Source organism: Anoxybacillus suryakundensis (assembly GCF_001418025.1).
In the GTDB taxonomy this organism is placed as follows: Bacteria; Bacillota; Bacilli; order Bacillales; family Anoxybacillaceae; genus Anoxybacillus; species Anoxybacillus tengchongensis.
This window is the reverse complement of record NZ_LIOK01000002.1, coordinates 1-20,817: the sequence shown is the minus strand read 5'-3', so window position 1 is coordinate 20,817 and position 20,817 is coordinate 1. Positions and strand designations below refer to the sequence as shown.

General features: G+C 42.3%; 26 protein-coding genes and 1 pseudogene. 21 read left to right on the top strand and 6 right to left on the bottom strand.

Annotation, left to right across the window (positions count from 1 at the left end; all coding sequences use genetic code 11):
- Position 1: 1 nt before the first annotated feature.
- Positions 2–949: a COX15/CtaA family protein gene (locus ASC42_RS01315; protein ID WP_141653477.1), complete on the bottom strand. Its 948-nt coding sequence runs from the start codon at positions 947–949 to the stop codon at positions 2–4.
- Between the two features lie 432 nt (positions 950–1,381).
- On the opposite strand from ASC42_RS01315, the pseudogene cyoE reads away from it, so the two are divergent.
- The 7 genes and pseudogenes from cyoE to ASC42_RS01280 all read left to right on the top strand — a co-directional run.
- Positions 1,382–2,233: pseudogene (cyoE, locus tag ASC42_RS01310) on the top strand (heme o synthase); the annotation flags it as partial.
- Positions 2,234–2,320: 87 nt separating this feature from the next.
- A complete protein-coding gene (coxB, locus tag ASC42_RS01305) occupies positions 2,321–3,385 on the top strand; it encodes a cytochrome c oxidase subunit II (RefSeq protein ID WP_055440207.1) in 1,065 nt (354 codons plus the stop codon).
- Between the two features lie 29 nt (positions 3,386–3,414).
- Positions 3,415–5,283: a cytochrome c oxidase subunit I gene (gene ctaD, locus ASC42_RS01300; protein WP_055440206.1), complete on the top strand. Its 1,869-nt coding sequence runs from the start codon at positions 3,415–3,417 to the stop codon at positions 5,281–5,283.
- On the top strand, positions 5,283–5,903 hold the full coding sequence (ctaE, locus tag ASC42_RS01295) for a cytochrome c oxidase subunit III (RefSeq protein WP_055440205.1): 621 nt from the start codon (positions 5,283–5,285) through the stop codon (positions 5,901–5,903). The genes ctaD and ctaE overlap by 1 nt, the downstream gene beginning before the upstream one ends.
- A gap of 4 nt (positions 5,904–5,907) precedes the next feature.
- Entirely contained in the window at positions 5,908–6,240 is a 333-nt protein-coding gene (gene ctaF, locus ASC42_RS01290; RefSeq protein WP_055440204.1) for a cytochrome c oxidase subunit IVB, read from the top strand.
- An 83-nt stretch (positions 6,241–6,323) separates the two neighbouring features.
- Positions 6,324–7,193: a cytochrome c oxidase assembly factor CtaG gene (ctaG, locus tag ASC42_RS01285; protein ID WP_055440203.1), complete on the top strand. Its 870-nt coding sequence runs from the start codon at positions 6,324–6,326 to the stop codon at positions 7,191–7,193.
- A 14-nt stretch (positions 7,194–7,207) separates the two neighbouring features.
- Positions 7,208–7,666 (top strand): DUF420 domain-containing protein, encoded by a 459-nt coding sequence (locus ASC42_RS01280; RefSeq protein ID WP_055440202.1) that lies wholly within the window; start codon positions 7,208–7,210, stop codon positions 7,664–7,666.
- A 26-nt stretch (positions 7,667–7,692) separates the two neighbouring features.
- On the opposite strand, the gene ytvI is transcribed toward ASC42_RS01280, so the two are convergent.
- Positions 7,693–8,811, bottom strand: a complete 1,119-nt coding sequence (gene ytvI / locus ASC42_RS01275; protein ID WP_209424210.1) for a sporulation integral membrane protein YtvI — start codon at positions 8,809–8,811, stop codon at positions 7,693–7,695.
- On the opposite strand from ytvI, the gene ASC42_RS01270 reads away from it, so the two are divergent.
- On the top strand, positions 8,798–9,058 hold the full coding sequence (locus tag ASC42_RS01270) for a hypothetical protein (RefSeq protein WP_055440201.1): 261 nt from the start codon (positions 8,798–8,800) through the stop codon (positions 9,056–9,058). The two genes, ytvI and ASC42_RS01270, sit on opposite strands and share 14 nt — an antisense overlap.
- A 6-nt stretch (positions 9,059–9,064) precedes the next feature.
- On the opposite strand, the gene ASC42_RS01265 is transcribed toward ASC42_RS01270, so the two are convergent.
- Positions 9,065–9,424: a YugN family protein gene (locus ASC42_RS01265; RefSeq protein ID WP_032101560.1), complete on the bottom strand. Its 360-nt coding sequence runs from the start codon at positions 9,422–9,424 to the stop codon at positions 9,065–9,067.
- 131 nt (positions 9,425–9,555) lie between these two features.
- Here ASC42_RS01265 and ASC42_RS01260 point away from each other — a divergent pair, with 131 nt between their 5' ends.
- The 7 genes from ASC42_RS01260 (at position 9,556) to ASC42_RS01230 (ending at position 12,948) form a co-directional block, all read left to right on the top strand.
- Complete coding sequence (locus tag ASC42_RS01260; RefSeq protein ID WP_055440200.1) at positions 9,556–9,972, top strand: CBS domain-containing protein; 417 nt, start codon at positions 9,556–9,558, stop codon at positions 9,970–9,972.
- 102 nt (positions 9,973–10,074) lie between these two features.
- Positions 10,075–11,085: a CAP domain-containing protein gene (locus tag ASC42_RS01255; protein ID WP_055440199.1), complete on the top strand. Its 1,011-nt coding sequence runs from the start codon at positions 10,075–10,077 to the stop codon at positions 11,083–11,085.
- 65 nt (positions 11,086–11,150) lie between these two features.
- On the top strand, positions 11,151–11,480 hold the full coding sequence (locus ASC42_RS01250) for a YlbD family protein (protein WP_055440198.1): 330 nt from the start codon (positions 11,151–11,153) through the stop codon (positions 11,478–11,480).
- Between the two features lie 11 nt (positions 11,481–11,491).
- Positions 11,492–11,734 (top strand): YlbE-like family protein, encoded by a 243-nt coding sequence (locus tag ASC42_RS01245; RefSeq protein WP_055440197.1) that lies wholly within the window; start codon positions 11,492–11,494, stop codon positions 11,732–11,734.
- A 32-nt stretch (positions 11,735–11,766) separates the two neighbouring features.
- The gene (locus ASC42_RS01240) at positions 11,767–12,138 is read left to right on the top strand and encodes a hypothetical protein (protein ID WP_245191127.1); all 372 of its coding nucleotides are present in this window, start codon (positions 11,767–11,769) and stop codon (positions 12,136–12,138) included.
- A 71-nt stretch (positions 12,139–12,209) separates the two neighbouring features.
- Complete coding sequence (locus tag ASC42_RS01235) at positions 12,210–12,659, top strand: YlbF/YmcA family competence regulator (RefSeq protein WP_055440196.1); 450 nt, start codon at positions 12,210–12,212, stop codon at positions 12,657–12,659.
- A 22-nt stretch (positions 12,660–12,681) separates the two neighbouring features.
- Positions 12,682–12,948 (top strand): YlbG family protein, encoded by a 267-nt coding sequence (locus ASC42_RS01230; RefSeq protein ID WP_055440389.1) that lies wholly within the window; start codon positions 12,682–12,684, stop codon positions 12,946–12,948.
- A gap of 29 nt (positions 12,949–12,977) precedes the next feature.
- Here the strand turns inward: ASC42_RS01230 and ASC42_RS01225 are convergent, their stop codons facing one another.
- Positions 12,978–13,367 carry a DUF7147 family protein gene (locus ASC42_RS01225; RefSeq protein WP_032101595.1) on the bottom strand — a complete coding sequence of 130 codons (390 nt, stop codon included), beginning with the start codon at positions 13,365–13,367 and terminating at the stop codon, positions 12,978–12,980.
- Positions 13,368–13,510: 143 nt separating this feature from the next.
- Between ASC42_RS01225 and ASC42_RS01220 the strand changes: the two genes are divergently transcribed.
- The 3 genes from ASC42_RS01220 (at position 13,511) to coaD (ending at position 16,171) form a co-directional block, all read left to right on the top strand.
- Positions 13,511–14,839: a hypothetical protein gene (locus ASC42_RS01220; protein ID WP_055440195.1), complete on the top strand. Its 1,329-nt coding sequence runs from the start codon at positions 13,511–13,513 to the stop codon at positions 14,837–14,839.
- Positions 14,840–15,104: 265 nt separating this feature from the next.
- Positions 15,105–15,671 carry a 16S rRNA (guanine(966)-N(2))-methyltransferase RsmD gene (gene rsmD / locus ASC42_RS01215; protein ID WP_055440194.1) on the top strand — a complete coding sequence of 189 codons (567 nt, stop codon included), beginning with the start codon at positions 15,105–15,107 and terminating at the stop codon, positions 15,669–15,671.
- Between the two features lie 2 nt (positions 15,672–15,673).
- A complete protein-coding gene (gene coaD / locus ASC42_RS01210) occupies positions 15,674–16,171 on the top strand; it encodes a pantetheine-phosphate adenylyltransferase (protein ID WP_055440193.1) in 498 nt (165 codons plus the stop codon).
- Here coaD and ylbJ read toward each other — a convergent pair.
- Positions 16,168–17,373, bottom strand: a complete 1,206-nt coding sequence (ylbJ, locus tag ASC42_RS01205; RefSeq protein ID WP_055440192.1) for a sporulation integral membrane protein YlbJ — start codon at positions 17,371–17,373, stop codon at positions 16,168–16,170. The genes coaD and ylbJ overlap by 4 nt on opposite strands.
- 99 nt (positions 17,374–17,472) lie before the next feature.
- Between ylbJ and ASC42_RS01200 the strand changes: the two genes are divergently transcribed.
- Together ASC42_RS01200 and ASC42_RS01195 are read left to right on the top strand one after the other, a co-directional pair.
- Positions 17,473–18,249, top strand: a complete 777-nt coding sequence (locus tag ASC42_RS01200; RefSeq protein ID WP_055440191.1) for a patatin-like phospholipase family protein — start codon at positions 17,473–17,475, stop codon at positions 18,247–18,249.
- Positions 18,246–19,259: a SepM family pheromone-processing serine protease gene (locus tag ASC42_RS01195; protein WP_055440190.1), complete on the top strand. Its 1,014-nt coding sequence runs from the start codon at positions 18,246–18,248 to the stop codon at positions 19,257–19,259. Before ASC42_RS01200 ends, ASC42_RS01195 begins: the two co-directional genes overlap by 4 nt.
- Here the strand turns inward: ASC42_RS01195 and ASC42_RS01190 are convergent.
- Entirely contained in the window at positions 19,251–20,456 is a 1,206-nt protein-coding gene (locus ASC42_RS01190) for a nucleotidyltransferase (RefSeq protein ID WP_055440189.1), read from the bottom strand. The genes ASC42_RS01195 and ASC42_RS01190 overlap by 9 nt on opposite strands.
- 164 nt (positions 20,457–20,620) lie before the next feature.
- Between ASC42_RS01190 and ASC42_RS14125 the strand changes: the two genes are divergently transcribed.
- Positions 20,621–20,817, top strand: a 197-nt coding sequence (locus tag ASC42_RS14125) for a hypothetical protein (protein ID WP_055440188.1), incomplete at its 3' end; no start/stop codon positions are given.

The following is a 20,817-nucleotide window of genomic DNA, read 5'->3' as shown; positions in this document are numbered from 1 at the left end:
TTTATTTTAATACGGCAGATGGAATGACGTTCGATTCATGTCGCGTTTCCTTTTCTTTTTTACTGCGCGTTGCCAGTAGCACAAAGTAACTTAACACGCCGAACAAACACGAAATGAAAAACGCATGAGCTAAGGCGACGTATAAATTCAATTCTGTAAAAACGACGAGCGCTCCTGTGGCGACTTGGCAACTGACGAGAATAAGCGCAATCAGCCAACCCCAATATATAATCGGTTGTCGTTTATATCGTTTCATTGCATCAATCGTTGCTATTAAAATCCAAACGAACAATAACCCTGCTGCTAAACGGTGCCCCATTTGTACCCATTCATGTAGTTGCGTCGGGAATATGCGCGTTTGCGCGCAAAACGGCCAGCTCGGGCACGCTAAACTCGCCTGTTTATGACGAACGAGCGCTCCTGTGTATACGACGATATAGCAATACGCAATAATGCCGTAAATATGGAATTTCATCTTGCGATCAAGCACAACAGATGCGGCATCAAATTTTTTATCGACTTCAAAAATAAACAACGTCAATAAAAAGACGGCCGCAAACGAAATTAATGAAATGCCAAAGTGAAGCGCAAGCACGACGTCCGATTGTCCCCAAACGACTGCAGCGGCTCCGATTAGTCCTTGCAAGACGAGAAAGACGAACGAAGTGATCGCTAAAAATTTCGTTTCACGAATATGTCCGATTGCTTTCCAAGCCCAAATCGATAAAATGAGCACCATCAACCCGACGACGCCGGAGACGACACGGTGGCTTAATTCAATCAACAACTCTGCTGTAATATTGGATGGAATAAGCTGCCCGTGACAAAGCGGCCACGAACGTCCACAACCCATCCCTGATCCTGTTTTTGTCACAAGCGCTCCGCCAATTAAAACGAAAAGCATGCCGATTGTTGTCGCTACCGCAAACCATTTCAAAAGCCGTCGCAATGTATTCACTTCCTTAACGTAAAATTTTATATAGCCAATGTCTAGTAAAAACTGTATAATAAATGTGAAATACGTGTGAAAAATTCTACTCTCATATTAGCGGAAAATGTCGAAAAGCGCAAAGTTTTATTGTTTTACAATATAGCAAACGTGACAAATGTAGTTGAATATTTGTATGGAGTTTGCTAGAAATATAAGTGCGGTTATTTTTCAATGTTTTCATCGTAACAATCTTGTTTTGACACAAATTCGACACAATTAAGACAAAAAAAGTTCACAATTTAGTAAAGAAATGTGCTTTAATATACAGAGACGACATATCGTTATCGTGTATATAATGGAAACGCCTTCAAAGGCATAAGAGAGGAGTGGCGGCACATGGCGGATGTAGTCGAAGATGTAAAAACAACAAAAATACAATTAGGTGTTTTAAAAGATGTGCTTTCGGTTGTAAAAATTGGCATTGTCAACTCCAATTTAATTACGACATTTACAGGACTTTGGTTAGCTTTTCATTTTACAGGAAAAGGATTTTTAAGCAATTTGCATATTGTATTTTTCGCGCTCGTTGGATCTGCGCTCGTCATTGCAGGTTCGTGCGCATTAAATAATTTTATCGATCGCGATATTGATCATTTAATGGAGCGGACGAAAAATCGTCCAACAGTAAGCGGAAGTGTAGATCCAAAGCGTGTGCTTTGGTTTGGTATTCTTCTTGTCGCCGTCGGTACGCTAAGTCTATTGATGACAACCGTCACTGCTGCAGTCGTTGGGCTGATTGGTGTTGTGACGTACGTCTTTTTATACACGATGTGGTCTAAGCGAAGCAATACGTTTAATACCGTCATCGGAAGCATTTCTGGTGCCGTTCCGCCAGTGATTGGTTGGACGGCAGTTGATGACACGTTCCATGTCGTTCCAATTATTTTGTTTTTGCTTATGTTTTTATGGCAGCCGCCACACTTTTTGGCGCTAGCGATGAAGCGATGTGAAGAATATCGTGCAGCGGGCATTCCGATGCTCCCTGTCGTTCACGGCTTTGCGGTGACAAAACGACAAATTGTCATTTGGATTGTGGCGCTTTTACCACTTCCATTTTACTTATTTTCATTAGGTGTTCCGTTTTTAGTCATTGCGACGTTGTTAAACGTCGGTTGGCTAGCGCTTGGATTAGCGGGCTTTAAAATGAAAGATGATATGAAATGGGCGAAATGGATGTTCATTTATTCATTAAACTATTTGACCATTTTATTCGTCACCATGGTTATCGTTACAATTGATTAAAAAAGGTTTACAATTCTTTCTTTTTGTAAAGAAAGAATGTATATATTTCACTTTATTTCATAATCGAAAGAGGGGTTTGATTAGGCTATGAAGAAGTGGCTACGAAATTGGCGCTTGGTTTCTCTCGTATCCGCCATGGCGCTTTTGCTAGCTGGTTGCGGTAAGCCGTTTTTATCGACGCTTCAGCCAGCAGGAGAAGTAGCTGATATGCAGTACAAGCTTATGCTACTCAGCACGGCCATCATGGTCATCGTCATTGCGGTTGTAACAATCATTTTCCTTTACGTTGTGACTCGCTTCCGCCGTCGTAAAGGGGAAGAAAACAAAATTCCAAAACAAGTGGAAGGAAGCCATACGCTTGAAATTATTTGGACAGTTATTCCGATTATTTTACTTATCATCTTAGCTGTTCCAACGGTTTTATACACGTTTAAACTGGCGGATGTAAAACCGATGAACAAAAAAGACCGCGACGTCGTTGTCGTGAATGTTCGCGCAAACCTATACTGGTGGGAGTTTGAGTACCCAGACTACGGCATTATTACAAGCCAAGATTTAGTCGTCCCAACAGGTGAGCGTGTATATTTCAACTTAAAAGCATCTGACGTCAAACACTCATTCTGGGTACCTGCAGTTGGAGGAAAAATGGATACAAATACAGATAACACAAACCAATTTTTCCTCACATTTGATGACAAACGTGCCGAAGAGGCAGGACGTCTATTTTACGGAAAATGTGCGGAGCTTTGCGGTCCGTCACACGCTTTAATGGACTTTAAAGTGAAGGCGCTTCCTCGCGCTGAGTTTGATCAATGGGTAGAAAAAATGAAAAATGCAAAACCTGTTGCATCAACAGACCCTGTTGTGAAGCAAGGAGAAGAAATTTTCAACAAAAGCTGTATTGGCTGTCACGCGGTGACACCGGTTGATGGTCGTCCAGAGCAAGCACGCCTTGCGCCTAACTTAGCGGGCTTTGCAGATCGTTCGCGCATTGCTGGCATTTTAGAACATAATGAAGAAAACTTAAAAGCTTGGTTAAAAGATCCAGAGAAAATTAAACCAGGCAACAAAATGACAGGTACTTACCCAGCATTGTCTGATGAAGAGCTTGAAGCATTAACAAAATACTTAATGACATTATCTGTTCAGTAAGGGGATTATCGATAAAGGGAGGTTAAACTGTGAGTACGTTAGCTCGGAAAAAAGGTGTCGGCGCAGTCATTTGGGACTACTTAACAACAGTAGACCATAAGAAGATTGCGATTTTGTACTTAATCGCCGGCGGAATTTTCTTCCTGCTTGGTGGTTTAGAAGCGATGATCATTCGCATTCAGCTCGCCGTGCCAAACAATGACTTCATTAGTGCAGGTTTCTACAATGAAGTGTTAACGATGCACGGAACGACGATGATTTTCCTTGCGGCGATGCCGCTCGTGTTTGCGATGATGAACGCCGTTGTACCGATTCAAATCGGTGCGCGCGACGTAGCGTTCCCATTTTTAAACTCGCTTGGATTTTGGTTATTTTTCTTCGGTGGTGTATTTTTAAACTTATCGTGGTTTTTAGGTGGAGCACCTGATGCAGGTTGGACATCGTATGCATCGTTATCACTTGCATCACCAACGCACGGCATTGACTTTTACGTGTTAGGGTTACAAATTTCTGGTCTCGGAACGTTAATTGGTGGGATTAACTTCCTTGTTACGATCATTAATATGCGTGCACCAGGAATGACGTATATGCGCATGCCGATGTTTACATGGGCAACGTTTGTTACATCTGCGCTCATTTTATTCGCGTTCCCACCATTAACGGTCGGTTTAATTTTCATGATGATGGACCGTTTGTTCGGTGGAAACTTCTTTGACCCAGCGCTCGGTGGAAATACGATTATTTGGGAGCACTTATTCTGGATTTTCGGTCACCCAGAAGTATACATTCTCGTATTGCCGGCGTTCGGTATTTTCTCAGAAATTTTCGCAACGTTCTCGCGCAAACGTTTATTCGGTTATTCATCAATGGTATTTGCGACAGTGTTAATCGGATTTTTAGGATTCATGGTGTGGGCGCACCATATGTTTACTGTTGGTTTAGGCCCAATTGCGAACGCCATCTTCGCGGTTGCAACAATGGCGATTGCGGTTCCAACAGGAATTAAAATTTTCAACTGGCTATTTACGATGTGGGGCGGAAGCATTCGCTTTACAACACCAATGATGTATGCGGTCGCGTTCATTCCATCGTTCGTTATCGGTGGAGTGACAGGGGTTATGAACGCGACAGCTGCGGCAGACTATCAATACCATGATAGCTATTTCGTCGTTGCTCACTTCCACTACGTGATCGTCGGTGGGGTTGTATTCGCACTACTCGCAGGGGCTCACTATTGGTGGCCAAAAATGTTCGGTAAAATGTTAGATGAAAAATTAGGAAAAGTGACATTCTGGTTATTCTTTATCGGATTCCATTTAACGTTCTTTATTCAACATTTCCTTGGCTTAATGGGTATGCCACGTCGCGTATTCACATTCTTGCCTGGTCAAGGATTTGAAACAGGAAACATGATTAGTACTGTTGGTGCATTTTTCATGGCAGCAGGTACAATTGTACTATTAGCAAACGTTGTTATTACAACCGTAAAAGGAAAACGCGTTGGCAACGATCCATGGGAAGATGGACGCACGTTAGAATGGGCCGTATCTTCACCAGCGCCAGAATACAACTTTGCGCAAACGCCACTTGTGCGTGGCTTAGATGCATATTGGATTGAAAAAATGGAAGGCAAAAAAGCATTAACACCAGCAGAGCCGCTTGGTGACATTCATATGCCAAATCCATCGATTTTACCGTTTGTCATTTCGCTCGGCTTATTTGTAGCGGCATTCGGTTTCTTGTTCCATCAAGATCATGCGTGGGGAACACCGGTTGGCATCGTCGGATTACTTATTACGCTTGGTGCAATGTTCTTCCGTTCAATTATCGATGACCACGGCTTCCACATTCATAAAGAAGAAGTGATGGAAGCAGAGAAGAAGGGGGCTGGGGCATAATGCATGTGGAAGAAAAATTAACGGCAGAGACGTTTCCGGCAGAGCCTGAAAAAGCGACCCTTGAAGGGAAAAATAAGTTTTTAGGTTTCTGGTTTTTCCTCGGCGGAGAGACGGTATTATTCGCCTCTCTCTTCGCCACATATTTAGCGCTGAAAGATTCTGTAGCAGGCGGTCCATCTGCAAAAGAATTGTTCCAAATGCCAATCGTCTTTTTAGCGACGATGTTACTACTAACAAGTAGCTTAACGAGCGTATATGCAATGCATCATATGCGCAATTTTGACTTCAAAAAAATGCAGCTTTGGCTCGGCATTACCGTATTGCTTGGCGCAGGCTTCTTAGCGCTTGAAATTTACGAGTTTACAGAGTACGTACATGAAGGATTTAAATTTTCAACAAGTGCGTTTTCTTCAGCGTTTTATACGTTAGTTGGTACGCACGGTGGGCACGTCGCGTTCGGTTTACTTTGGATTATTACATTAATGGTTCGTAACGCAAAACGTGGGTTAAACTTATATAATGCACCGAAGTTTTACGTCGCAAGCTTATATTGGCACTTTATCGACGTCGTTTGGGTGTTCATTTTCACGGTCGTATACTTAATGGGAATGGTGGGGTGATTGTATGGCAAATCATACACATGTACAAAACCCAAAAGTAGATGTGCAATATCGCCGTAAAAAAAATGCGGAAGAAATGAAACATCAAATCATTTCATTTACGTTAATGATTTTCTTAACGCTGATCGCCTTTTTTGCGGTTGGATATGAAGGATTTTCCGCTTGGTTTGCTGTACCGTTCATTTTGTTATTAGCGGTTGTGCAAGTCATTTTCCAACTGTATTACTTTATGCATATGAGCCATAAGGGGCATGAACTTCCAGCGCTTTTCTTATACGGTGGTGTCGTTGTAGCGTTCGTTACCGTTTGGGCGTTTTTAACGATCGTTTGGGTTTAAGGAGCTAGCACGTGCTAGCTTCTTTTCTTTTCACGTTTGTTACGTTTGTAGTATAATAAAATCGGAAAAAAAGTGAGGTGAATATGATGCCGTTAAGTATATTTGGTTTCGAAGCGATGTGGAGTCCGTACTTTTTCGTTTTTTTAGTCGCTGTGACGATCGCTTATTTTTGGCTCGTAAACCGTTCAAAACAGCCGACGACGCCAAAACAAAAAACGTTGTTTGTTACAGCGATTGTTTTGCTTTACATTTGTAAAGGTTCTCCGGTTGATTTGTTAGGTCATTTAATGTTTAGTGCGCATATGACGCAAATGGCTGTCCTTTATTTAATGGTACCGCCGCTTCTCATTAAAGGCATTCCATCGTGGATGTTTGAAGCGCTCTTTCGTATTTCATTCATTCGTTCAACGTTTACGTTTTTAACGAAACCGATCATTGCGTTATTTTTGTTTAATGGGATTTTCTCTTTATACCATGTTCCTCTTATTTTCGATGTTGTAAAAACAAATATGTGGCTACATGCATTCATGACCATTGCCATTTTTATTTCAGCGATGATCATGTGGTGGCCGCTCGTCAACGAAGTAAAAGGGTTTTCCACATTATCAGGCTTGAAAAAAATCGGCTACATTTTTGCTGACGGCGTCTTGCTTACACCAGCATGTGCGCTCATTATTTTTGCGGATACGCCGCTATATGCCACATATTACGATCCTGCCGCATGGATGAATGCGTTAGCGCTTTGTGTGCCACAAAGCACATTGTCATCACTTGAATTGAGTGGACCAGAAATGTTTAGTTCGATGTCGTTATTACACGACCAACAGCTCGGTGGTGTATTAATGAAAATCATCCAAGAAATTGTATATGGAGTCATGTTGTTTTACATTTTTATTGCATGGTATCGGAAAGAACGAGATGAGGAAACAATCGCCGTTCAAACAACAAAATAAAGAGGGGAGAAGTTATGGTACCGATTTTACCTACGATTAGTACAAGCTTTATTGTCATTAGCGCGATTCTTGTAGCAGTTGGCTGGTATTTTATTCGCCAAAAGCAAGTAAGGAAACATGAAAAAACGATGTGGCTTGCTGCCGCTTTTGCGCTTGCCTTTTTCATCATTTATTTATCACGTACGATTTTTATCGGCAATACAAGTTTCGGTGGTCCGGACGATATAAAAATATATTATACAATCTTTTTGTTTTTCCACATTTTTTTGGCGACTGCGGGTGCTGTTTTTGGTATTGTGACGTTGCTTTCCGCGGTGAAAAAAAATTGGGTACGCCATAAAAAAATTGGCCCAATTACAAGCGTTGTATGGTTTTTCACTGCAACAACAGGCGTTGCTGTTTATTTGTTGTTATACGTGTTTTACCGCGGTGGTGAAACGACATCGGTCATTAAAGCGATTTTAGGATTTTAAAAGAGGGTGACGATTCACCCTCTTTTTTACAATTTAAAGTTGAATTTAATAATACCTGCTTCTTTCGCTGATTTTATAGCAATCAGTAAAAGCGGGAATAAAATGAGCCCGAGTGCGCCCATCATTTTTACACCTAAATACATGGAAATCAGTGTCGCAAGCGGCGATAAGCCGATATGTGCGCCCATGACTTTTGGCTCAATTGTTCGGCGTAAAATAAGTAAAATGACGCCGAGAATCGATAGTTTTGTGGCTAATACGGTGTCCCCTGTGATGAAGTGGAAAATGGCCCAAGGAGCCATAATGACAATTGAACCGATGATTGGGATAAAGTCGATCACCCAAATGATAAACGCAGTAAATAATGCCACTTTCGGTGTAATAAGCAACAATCCAACGAGCGATACTGCAAAAATAATTAAGCTAACGAGAAATTGCGCTTTCCAAAAACCGAATACGACATATGATAGACGCGACATCATAAAATGTACTTTTTCTTTCGTTTCTTCTGTTAAATGTGAAAAAATCGCTTCGCGTATTTTCGGCAAGTCGTGCATAAATAAAAATAAAGTAATTAAATAGACGAGAAAATTAATTAAAAATTTTGGAACGTTGGCAATCAGCGCGCTGACTTTATTCAAATTGAGTGAAGCCGTCAATTGCGTCTTTAATTTTGTTAAAAACAAATCGACTTGATGGCTTAATTCTGCTACAACAAACGGTGGTAATTTTTCAGTCTGCTTGTACCAACGAGCGACAAGTTCATTCCAACCCGCAATCATTTCATTAATGTATAAAGGTGAGTTTTTAAAAAAATGAAATGCTTCTGTCACAATTTTTGTAATAATAAAGTAGCCGCTTAAAAACATAAATAACGTAAATAAACTAAACACAAGAAGTGTGGCGGACTGCCGTTTAAACCCGATCCGCTGTTGTGCCACTTTGACAGCGGGCTCTAAAAAAATAGCAGTAATAAACGCAAATAAAATGGGAACAGCAATCGGAGCGACCCAATACGTCAATAAGACGATCGCAAGTAAAATAAGAATGATGTATACGGACCGCTTTGAAATTTTCTCAAACAACGAAACGACACCTGCTTTCATTTCATAAATCGTATGGAGGATGTATATGCATAAACCCATTATAACGATTGTTGCGATGAGTGTACAACCGTTTGATGATGTCATATTAGAAGAAGTGAGATTACACGAGAAACAAAAACGATTGACGATTCATATGACTGTTTCTTTTACGATGCATGACAACATGCTTGCTTTATGTGAACGTATTCAAAAACAAGTCATTGACGACATATATGAGATGACGGAAAGAGAGGTTTTTGCTGTTCATCTGTATGTCCGTCGCCTCGTTGACGGAAAAAACGCATGAGCGCGCTCATGCGTTTATGTTTGCAAGACCTTCTTTCACTTTTGCTAAAAGAGCTTCACATTGGTTCACTAATGACGAAGGGAAGTTTTCGCCCTCACCGTATTCAACACCATGTGGATAATAATGTTTACCTAGCAACGGTTTCATCAGTTTAATGATCGCATGGCGACCACCAACGTCTCCTTCAACGGCATAGCCTTGCACACGCAAATAAAAGACGTCATTTTTAATTTCAAATTTGCGGTCATATGTGACACGGTCGTAATCCCATTGACCTGCACGCACAAAGCCGAGGCTTTCCATTAATTCGTCTAAACGTGTTAATGGCGCTGTTTGATTTTCAATACCTGTATTTTCAAAGCGCATCGTTCATGTCCCCCTTATGTAAAATAAAACATTCCTCCATTAATAATAGTACGAAAGCGCATAACTTTCAATGACGAGCTTCATAATTGTTCCGATTTTGGTGAAACTAATGTGCGAAAGGAGAGATGAATATGACAACAGTAAAAGAAATGATGACGACAGACGTTGAATGTTGTACACCGCTTGATCATATATACGAAGCAGCGGTAAAAATGCGTGATTATAACGTTGGATCTATTCCCATTGTAGACGGAAATCGCCTCGTTGGCATTGTGACAGACCGCGACTTAGTCATACGCGGTATTGCCGAGAAAAAGCCAGGTTCGACAGCTGTCACAGAAGTGATGAGCGAACAGCTTGTGACCATTTCACCGGACGCTTCTGTTGCTGAAGCTGCCCGTTTAATGGCAAAGCATCAAATTCGTCGTTTGCCTGTTGTAGAAGGCGATACGTTAGTTGGAATGATGTCGCTCGGTGATTTAGCAATTCATGAAGCAAGCGATGAACAAGCAGGAGAAGCATTAACGGAAATTTCGCAATATCATTAACGAGTAAAGGCTATGTTTTCGCATAGCCTTATTTTTTAGTGTTGTAATGTAGGCAAGCTGTATATAATGGAAGTATATACAACAGCTAAGGGAGAATGGTGCATGCGTTGGATAGTGGCACTTATCGTTATTTTCATTTTCGTTTTTTCTTTTTTACCAACAGATGAACAAGCTCCGTTAAACGATACATCCATGATGAGTGGACAAACGAGCGAGAAAACGATTGCAGAAGGGTTAGGGGCATGGATCGGAAAGACGGAAGAAGAAGTGAAACAAACATTTGGACAGCCAGCCCGTATTGATCCGTCCGCTTACGGCTACGTATGGTGGGTATATAATCACCCGAAAACGTATATGCAAATCGGTATTCTTGATGGACGAGTCGTCACAATTTATGCGTGTGGATCGGAAGTGAACGTTTCCCCGTTTCAGTTTAACCGCTCAATTAACGAACTGCTACAAACGATGCCGCTTCACGATGAGATCCATGTGCAACTAGATGACGGCGTATATCGCTTTCAATTGACCGAAGAAGATTTACTCATTCAACCGCTTCTTTCGTTTGGCGATGCGTACGTGCAATTGTATATTGATCGTTTTACCGGCAAATTATCAAGCATTCGCTGGGTGGACGGGGAAACGTTAGTGAAGCTTCGTCCATATGAACTCGAATATCGTGGTCCGTTGCCGAGTGTAGAAATGGATGAAACGCTCGAAACACAAGTGGAGCAAGCAAACGCCCAACAAATTTTTGATATTACAAACGTGATGCGCGTACGTCACGGTGTTTCTCCACTCGAATGGGACGAACGTGTAGCGAAAGTGGCGTATGAACATAGTAAAGATATGGCCGAAAATCACTTTTTTGCACACGAATCCCCGACAAATGGCGATTTAAAGCAACGACTAACAAAAGCCAACGTTCGTTTTGAATTAGCAGGAGAAAATATTGCCTCGGAATATGTCGATGGACCAGCGGTCGTCGAAGCGTGGCTCAACAGCCGCAGTCATCGGCAAACGTTGTTAAATGGAGAATTGACGCATTTAGGTGTTGGTGTATATAAACGTTATTATACGCAAAACTTTATTCGCCCTTTTTCCGAGCCAAAATAGGCGCACGCATTGGCTGTTCGGTCGTAATATATGATAGGCAAACAAACAAGGAAGGAGCGACCGATATGTCGATCGAACCATTTAAACAGTTTGTGAAAAAACATCCGAAATTGATTGAAGAAGTGCGCCAAGGGAAAAAAACGTGGAAAGAGTTGTATAACGATTGGTACGTGTTTGGCGAAGACGATGACATGTGGGATGAATATCGATCAAGCGGAGGGAAACAAGAGCAAGGAGATCTTATGCAAAAGCTAGCAAGTTACGTCAAACATCTTGACGTCAACGAGCTTCAAATGTACATTACAAATGTTCAACAAGCGATTACGTCTATTCAAGAAGTCGTCCGCCAAATGCAGCAGACGAAGAAAGATCCATTTTCGTTTCGAAAAGATTAAGGGGATATGTGATGAGAAAAGACGTATACGAATACATTATAGCAAAGCCAAAGCTCCATCAATTTTTACGTGAACAACCGACATGGTATCGAAGACTATCAAGACGTCCGATGGATATAAAAGAAATGGAAAAACAAATGCGTCACTATTATAAACAGACGCTACCGCATAAAGTGGAACGGGTCGTTCAAACGATCGAAATGGCAAAAATGATGATGGCGATGATGAAACTAATGAAGGACACTCATAATTAGACGAGAAACGCAAACACTATCACTACGAAAGGATGGTGAAAGTGTTGCGCTTCTTTTTTTTATGTGTTGCGCTGTTGTTTTCGACGGTTATGTCTACTCATCACCTAGTTGCTTTTGCTGAACAGAAACAAACGTTATTTGTGAAACATCATGTGAAAGGAAATAACGTCTTTGTCGAATGCATTATCGACGAGTTTACTTTTATGAAAGGCACGCATCCAAAAAAAGATGGGCAAGGACGTATTCATATTTACGTCAATGGCAAAAGAGTGAGCGAAACGACAACGGCTGCCTTTGTCATTCGCGGCTTGCCTGTTGGAAAACATACGATTCGCTTGGAGCTTGTCCATAACGATGCAAGTAAATACAACGTCTCACACGAATTTACGGTAACGATCTCATAAGTCTGGAGCAACCAGACTTATTTGTTTTGTGGACGAAATCATGATATGATAACGTTGTGGAGGTGTTGCTCGTGCTTGTAGCAACGGTCGAACGATTGCAGTTATTAGATTTTGCTGAAGAGCTCGGCAAAATGATTGTCGAATCAGACGTGGCGGAGACATACCGTCGCTGTTTTTATCATATGCAACAAGATGAGAAAGCGCAGCAACTCATTCGTCAGTTCGTTCAGTTAAAAGAGCGATACGAAGATGTGCAACGTTTTGGTAAATATCATCCAGACTACAAAGAAGTGACGAAACTCGTGCGCGAGGCGAAACGCGAACTGGATTTATACGGTCCGATTGCCGCGTTTAAACAAGCAGAAAAAGAAATGCAGTCGCTGTTAGATGAAATTAGCACGATGATTGGTCGTGCCGTATCTGAACACATTAAAGTACCGACAGGAAATCCGTATTTTGATTCTTTATCTTGCGGGGGAGGATGCGGATCTGGCGGTGCGTGCGGCTGTCGGACGAAGTGAGAAAAGGGGGATGGGGTTTTTTATGTTTCCGATGCGTCAAGGAATTATCGTTTGGTTGTATTCGTTAAAACATAGTAAGCAGTTGAGGAAATATGGAAACGTTCATTACGTATCGAAACGGTTAAAATATGCCGTTTTATATTGCAATATGGACGAAGTAGAAGATGTGATGAAAAAAATTGCTTCGCTCCCGTTCGTCAAACGCGTCGAACCTTCATATCGCCCATACGTGAAGGTCGAATTTGAATCGAAAGTCGATAAAGAAAAGGAATACGAATATGGAATATAAAAAGGATGTCGCAGTTAGACATCCTCTTTTTATTGTAATGGTGGAATAAACCGATTCATACGCATAATGCCAATTAAATGTTGGTAGTATAGTTGTAAGTCGGCAAAAAAGCTTGATGGTTTTACGTCCAAATGAATAATTTCTCGGTTTAATTCTTTTGCTAATTCGATAAACAGCTCATATCTTTTTGTCACTTTCACAGACGGATGTGGAATGCCTTCCCGGCAAATGTATAGCGGTTGAAAATCGCCGGGATCCGTCGGATGAAGCACAACGACGAACGACGTGACCGCTTTGCCGTCTTTCATCGTATGAAAAGCAAACAAACCAGACAAACGATGACGGTTTGATTTCGCAATTTCGATGAGCTCATAAATGTCAGAATACCCTTCCCCTAATTCAATAAAACGTTGAATCATCACCATTCCCTCACTTTATGTTTTCTCTCCTCATTTACTTTAACACGTTCAACTTTTTTCGACAATTAGTGAAAACGGTGTATGACAACGCGTTGAAATTTTGCTATTGTTATAATATAAACTGCTGAATGAGGAGCCTTCGTATGTGGAAAGTAGCTTTTATTTCAACGCTCCTTTTCGTTGGCGTTAGCGCAGGAGCTTTATATTATCAATGGGACGAATATCATACGGAAGCGACGAAACAATCGGTGTTGCAACATGATATTGAAGCGACGTTTACGGGAAAAACGATTGAAGTCGTTCACCATATACGTGGGGCTGTTGCTGACACATATGAAGTGACAGTGCCAAAAGAAGTAAAAGACGTTTCGTGTTCCAACGAAAAAACATGCGTGAAACGAAAAAACGGGAAAATGGTCGTCGGCGCGCCGAAGACCGGAAAGCTTTCCATGACGTATCGTGTGTCGATTGAGCAAAAAGAGCCGCTTTTCATTCAAGCATGGCTCGTTCGTTTTCATACAACACAACCGCAACGAACAAACATATCGCTGACTGATGTCGTTCATCCGAAAGGGGTATGGGCAGCAGACGGAAAGCTCGTTGGCTATGTATATAAACCATCTTTTTCATTTTTCATGTGGGAGAAAAAAGGCGGACAAACCGTTCCGCTTTATTTTCAATCTGAGCTACTTCGTCCAACGTTTCACGATGATTTGGTCGTATATGCGACAAAGCCACTTCATCAACCAGCGTTATCGTTTTGGAAGGAAAGCGATGTACAAACGTTAATTGTTACTTCGTCGCGTCTGCAATATATGACGCCGACGTTTGTCATTATACCGAATACATCTTCTTTGGCAAACGTGCAGCGCAATTACGTTCGTGTGCAGTTGCAGCAACGGTTTCCAAATAGCGTTGTTGCTGATTGGATATGGGATTTGCTCGTTTCATACATGACGAAAACCGAGCCGCTGACAAAAAAAGCAAAACTTGTTTTTCAACAATTACAACAAACATTAACGAAAGAAGAACAACAAACGTTTTGGACGCTCGTCAACGCAAACGTTGGTCAACCGTTGACGATGAAAAAGTTGGACGAATGGCTCGGAGCAGCGTATGGAGCAAATACGACATTTTTCCAAGATGAACAATCGTACATGACATTTACAGAACGGAAAGTGCTCGTCGTCAATGACGTAAAGTTGCCAAATGCGCACGTTTTATTAAAGGACGGTCAACAACTATTCCCATTCGTTCCGATTATGCGCACGCTTGGCTATACGGTTCAACGTTCAGGCGAGGCAGTATTTATTGAAAAAGGTAGTGCTCGTTGGCGCTTTTTTACAAACAGCACGAATGCGGTCATTCAAGAATGGGATGGAACGTTATACATTGAACGGACACAATTCCCGAAATGGTTTTCAGTTTACATTAGCGAAACGAACGAGGAAATATACGTAGTTGGTCAATAAGATAAAAAAAATGCCCTGTGGCATATGCCGCAGGGTCCCTTCCATTCTTTTTCAGCCAAGCCGAAAAAGAGAAGGAAAAAAGGGAGAGGAGAAACCGGAGGAAGAACTTATGGGGAACGTAAGTCTTCTCCGTGGTTGGCAACAACATCATCAACGATGTTGTTACTATCAGTATGACCATTGTTTTGAATTGTATACATGTTCATCATTTTTTTCCTTACAACCATTCGGTTATGATATGATCATAAAAGCGAGGTGAAATATGATGAGAGTCATATCAGGGAAGTGCAAAGGAAAACCGCTTCAGGCCGTTCCTGGAATGACGACACGTCCAACGACAGATAAAGTGAAAGAAGCGATGTTTAATATGATTGGTCCGTATTTTTCTGGCGGGCTTGGCCTTGATTTATTTGGTGGAAGCGGTGGGCTTGGGATCGAAGCGTTAAGTCGCGGATTAGAGCGCGTCATTTTCGTCGATCATGATGCGAAGGCCGTTCAAACGATGAAAAAAAACGTGGCTGCCTGCCGATTAACCGATCAAGCTGAAATTTATCGCAACGATGCCGAGCGCGCGCTGAAAGCGATCATGAAAAGAGGGCTGACATTTCGTTTAATTTTTCTTGACCCACCTTACAAACATAAGCATTTGGAAGCGCTTATCGCAATCATCGATGCGCATCAGCTTTTAGAACGGGATGGCTTTCTTGTCGCGGAGCACGATGCGGAAGTCGAGCTTCCCACTCATATCGGACGTTTAACAAAAGTGAAATATGAAACGTATGGCATTACGGCTGTATCGATTTACGCTTACGTAGACGAGGAAGGAGAATAAAGATGGCAAGCATTGCGGTATGCCCGGGAAGTTTTGATCCTGTCACATACGGGCATTTAGACATTATTCGCCGCGGGGCGAAAGTGTTTGACAAAGTATATGTTGTCGTATTAAACAATTCATCGAAAAAACCGCTATTTTCAACAGAAGAGCGAGTACAGCTACTTGAAGAAGTAACAAAAGATTTACATAACGTCATCGTTGACTCTTATCAAGGCTTGCTAGTCGATTACGCTCGTAGCAAACACGCAAGCGCCATTTTGCGCGGCTTGCGCGCTGTTTCCGACTTTGAATACGAAATGCAAATTACATCAATGAACCGCGTATTAAACGAGCAAATTGAAACGTTTTTTATGATGACGAACAATCAATACGCCTTTTTAAGCTCGAGCATCGTCAAAGAAGTGGCGAAATATAACGGCAACATTTCAGAACTTGTGCCAAAAGTTGTGGAAGAAGCGCTTCGAAAAAAATTTGCTCATGAAGAAAACCACCTTTAAACAGGTGGTTTTTCACGTCGGAAAGCGATAACGACATATAAAAGGCATACGGTAGCGGTCACAAAAAAGCCATATTGTTCAATCCAATGTATGTATAACATCGGCCAACGGATCGTCGCTTCTGGAAGCCAAACGGGCAACGTTTCTGCCGATTCGAGCGGCTGAACATAAAGCGGCTTCCAAAGTAAGAATGCGAAAAAAGAAGCGAAAAATCCATGGAAAATACGAGCGATAAAAAATGGCTGAAAGCGAATATGAGCTTCCGCTAAAATGCTTGCGACTTGTGCTTGTACCGAAAAGCCGCCAAAAGCGAGAATAAAGCTTGTGATTATGACTTTTTGTAATAACGTTGCGTTTGTTACTTCACTCGTCATTTGGCTGCCAAGTGTAATTTCAAACAACCCTGCGATGAACGGAACGCTTAATTCGCTCGGTAAATGAAAAAGGGCTAAGGCGTATTGTATCATGTCGGCTAACCGTTTCGTTATGTTTGTAATGTAAAGCAATTGATTTAAAACGGAAAATAAAATGATAAATCCACCGATCATGAAAAGGGTTTGAATGGAGGAACGAACCGCATCTCCAAGCAGCTTTCCGATCGCTTGGCTATGTTTTAAGCGCGTTTCATGCATCGCGCGAAACGCTTGACGCAAAAGGCTCTTTTTTTGTTTTGGAATCGTGTCGTTTTCATCTTTTCCGTGAAAGCGCATCATGAAACCGACGCAAATGTTGCCGAGATAATGAGATAAAGCAAGAATGATACCGATGTTTGGATTATGAAAAAATCCGACGGAAATGGCACCGAAAATAAAAAGCGGATTAGACGAATTGGTAAACGAAACGAGCCGTTCTGCTTCAATGGCGGAAAGTTGCTGTTGCTGTCTTAAGCGAGCGGTCAGCTTTGCACCGGCAGGGTATCCCGAAGCCATGCCCATCGCCCAAACGAACCCACCGATGCCCGGGACTTTAAAAAGCGGACGCATGAACGGCTCAAGCAATACGCCGAGAAAATGAACGACACCAAAACCGATTAAAATTTCTGATACAATAAAAAAAGGAAGAAGGGAAGGAAAAACGACATCCCACCACATATGTAATCCTCGTACCGCTGCTTCAAATGAATGTTGCGGATAGCGAAGCAATGCGATACATAAACAAATAATGACCGATGATAACAACAATGTTTTCCATTTTTCTTTCATCGTTCGTTGGCCTCCTCATTCGCCGATCGTACTCGTTTTAATATACGAGTATATGTGGACATTTTAGACCATAGTATTGAACAGGAAGGGGGAGCGGGAATGAAAATCGGATTGGCGTTAGGCTCTGGCGGTGCACGCGGTTTTGCGCATGCCGGGGTTATCAAAGTGCTAGAAGAAGAAAACATTCCGATTCATATGATTGCCGGAAGTAGCATGGGAGCACTCGTTGGAGCGTTGTACGCATCAGGCATGTCAACGGAACGATTATATCGGCTTGCGACAGCGTTTCGGCGCAACGATTATATCGATTGGACGGTACCAAAAATCGGTCTCATTTCCGGTCGTCAAATTAAACATTTCATCTCGGTCATGACGAAACAAAAGCGTATTGAAGATGCCCGCATTCCACTGGCGATCGTGGCGACCGATTTACAAAAAGGAGAGAAAGTCGTGTTCCGTCAAGGAAGTATAGCGGATGCGGTGCGCGCGAGCATTTCCATTCCCGGCATTTTTGTGCCAGAACGGTGGAACGGGCGCCTGCTCGTTGATGGCGGGGTGATCGATCGCGTACCAGCGACCGTTGTACGCGAGATGGGAGCTGACGTCGTCATTGCGGTCGATGTCGCTTCTGTGAAAAAGAATGATACGGTTACATCTATTTTCGACGTCATTTTACAAAGTTTAGACATTATTCAAGCGGAACTTGCTTCTCACCGCATCGCCCAAGCTGATGTCGTCATTCGGCCATCGCTTGAGCGTTACAGTTCATATGCGTTTACTCATGCGAAAGAGATGATCCAAATGGGAGAGGAAGCAGCGCGCCAACAGCTTCCTATCATTCGTCAATTGCTTGCAGAGAAGGGGTTTGAACAATGAAGAAAAAACGTTACATCGGAATGACTGCTATGATTGCACTACTACTCGCTTTTGCGACTTTTTTTCACTTGCCGTATTACGTGACGATGCCCGGAACGGCTGAACCGTTGCGTCCGCTTGTGGAAGTCAAAGACGGTTATAAGGAAAAAGGGCAATTTATGTTAACGACCGTTCGCATGGGGCAAGCAAACCTTTTTTCGTTTGCGTTTGCACATGTAAGTAAATATAACGAACTATATCGCATGGATGAAGTAAGACAAGAAGGGGAAAGCGACGAAGAATATACACACCGTCAATTAAAAATGATGGAAAATTCAAAAGAGACGGCCATTGCCGTTGCCTACAAAAAAGCAAACAAATCGTTTTCGTATCGAAATAAAGGGGTATATGTGTTGTATGTTGTTGACGGCATGCCGGCAGCGAACGTATTAAAAAGTGGTGATCAAATTGTAGCGGTGGACGGACAACGTATCAATGAAGCGGACGAGTTTATTCAATACGTTGGCCAAAAGAAAAAAGGAGAGCGTGTTCGCGTCACATATAAACGGTCGGGGAAAGAAAAAACAGCAACGCTGACGCTTGCACCGTTTCCGAAAGAAAAACATCGCGTCGGTCTCGGTCTTTCCGTCATGACCGATCGCGATATCGTCACCGATCCACCTGTCCGCATTGAATCCGATCAAATTGGCGGACCTTCTGCTGGACTTATGTTTACACTTGAAGTATACAATCAACTCGTTCCGCAAGATTTAACAAAAGGCTATCGCATTGCCGGTACAGGAACGATCAATATCGACGGAGAAGTCGGATCGATCGGCGGCATTTCGCAAAAGGTGATCGCCGCCCATAAAGCAGGAGCGGACATTTTTTTCGCTCCAAACGAACGGGGGGCGAAACATTCGAACTATAAAGAAGCAGTCAAAACAGCAAAAGATATTGGTACAAAGATGAAAATTGTACCTGTCGACACGTTAGATGACGCCATTCAATTTTTACAAAAATTATCGTAGCGGAGGGGTTTTGTACTCACGTTGCAACGCTTCCGTCCAAAGCGGCTCAGGCAAAATAGACACATAAGCTTGCGTCGCTTTTTTTTCGATATGATATATAGCATCGTGTCGCATTTGTTTGACGTTTGTCACAAGAGGCAACGTCATTTGTTTTTTGACCGCTTGTAAATACGCTCTCCCTGTTTCGTTCATCGCCAATAGGCGAACGTATGTCGCCCCTTTGTTTTCATGCGCTTTTGCCATTTCTTTTTTTGTGACGTTTGTTAGTATGTGTGTGCATATACGCTGCAACCGTGTCCACGTATATCGTTTCGTTTTGACAACCGAAAGAAAATCGTGAAACGATGTAGCGTGAACAATCGCCTTTTTCAGACGATGTTCGATTCCTTCCTCCACTTCTGCAATTTGGCGAATATCGTCTATTTCCATCGTCAATAAACGATATTTTAAAAGCGGAAAATATGTTTCCCAATCGTGCCACGTCGTATATGTTTTGCGATACGTTTGGAGCGTGTCATATGTGGTATGCGGGACGTAGCGTGCGACATCGTCATGGTCGAACTGTAAAGCGCGACGAATGCTCGTTGCGCTAGCAATAGACGCATGAATAGGAAGTGCTGTATCGTGATAATGGGCAACCGTTCGTTGAATCGTCTCCGGTATCATATGGCTTCGCTGTTCGATGATCGCTTTAACGTAATGTAAGCCTAAAATGTTGTTTGGTTGTGAAACGTCAAGCGTATCGTGACTCATGTCATAAAGTGCAAGGGCGTACGCCTTCGCATAGCTTATCCCTTTTCGCATATACTGTTTTACCTTTTCATCATGTTGCTCTTTTTTTTCAACAAGCCGCTGTGCCGTCTTCATAAACGTTTCTATGTTTCCGTGTTCGCTTCCGAAACATAATTGCTCACAAAAAAGCGCATCGAGAATCGAAACAGCGCCATAGGCAAAGCGGTCCGCCGTTTGAACGGCAAATGAATAAGGAAGTTCAACGACGAGATCGACACCTCCTGCAAGCGCCATGCGAGCACGCTCCCATTTTGGCACGATCGCCGGTTCACCACGTTGTGTAAATGAACTACTCATGACGGCGATGACGCAGTCTGCGTTCGTTTTTTTTCGCGTTTGTTGCACATGATATAAATGCCCGTTATGAAACGGATTGTATTCGACAACGATGCCGACCGCTTTCATTTGTTGTCCACCTTTCTTTTTTGGGTATTGTCAAAAGTTTTAAAGACATACCCTAAGTTTTTATTGATTTTATGCGGTTTTCGACAAAAAAAGCTTGCCACCCCTGCTGTTTTTGGTACGATTGAGGTAACCCCACACCCAATCAAAACAAAGGAGTGACAAGCTTGTTACCTCAATTATTAATCAAAATGCTCCAAATAATCAAGATCCAATATCAAATCATTATTTATTTACTAGGTGTACTTTTTGGAAAGTCCCTCACAGACTGGGATGACGAAGAACCGGTGAATCAATCGTATCAGAAACTCCAAGTCGATGAACTGCCTGTCATCGAAACGCTTCCGCGTTTGGATTATCGTCA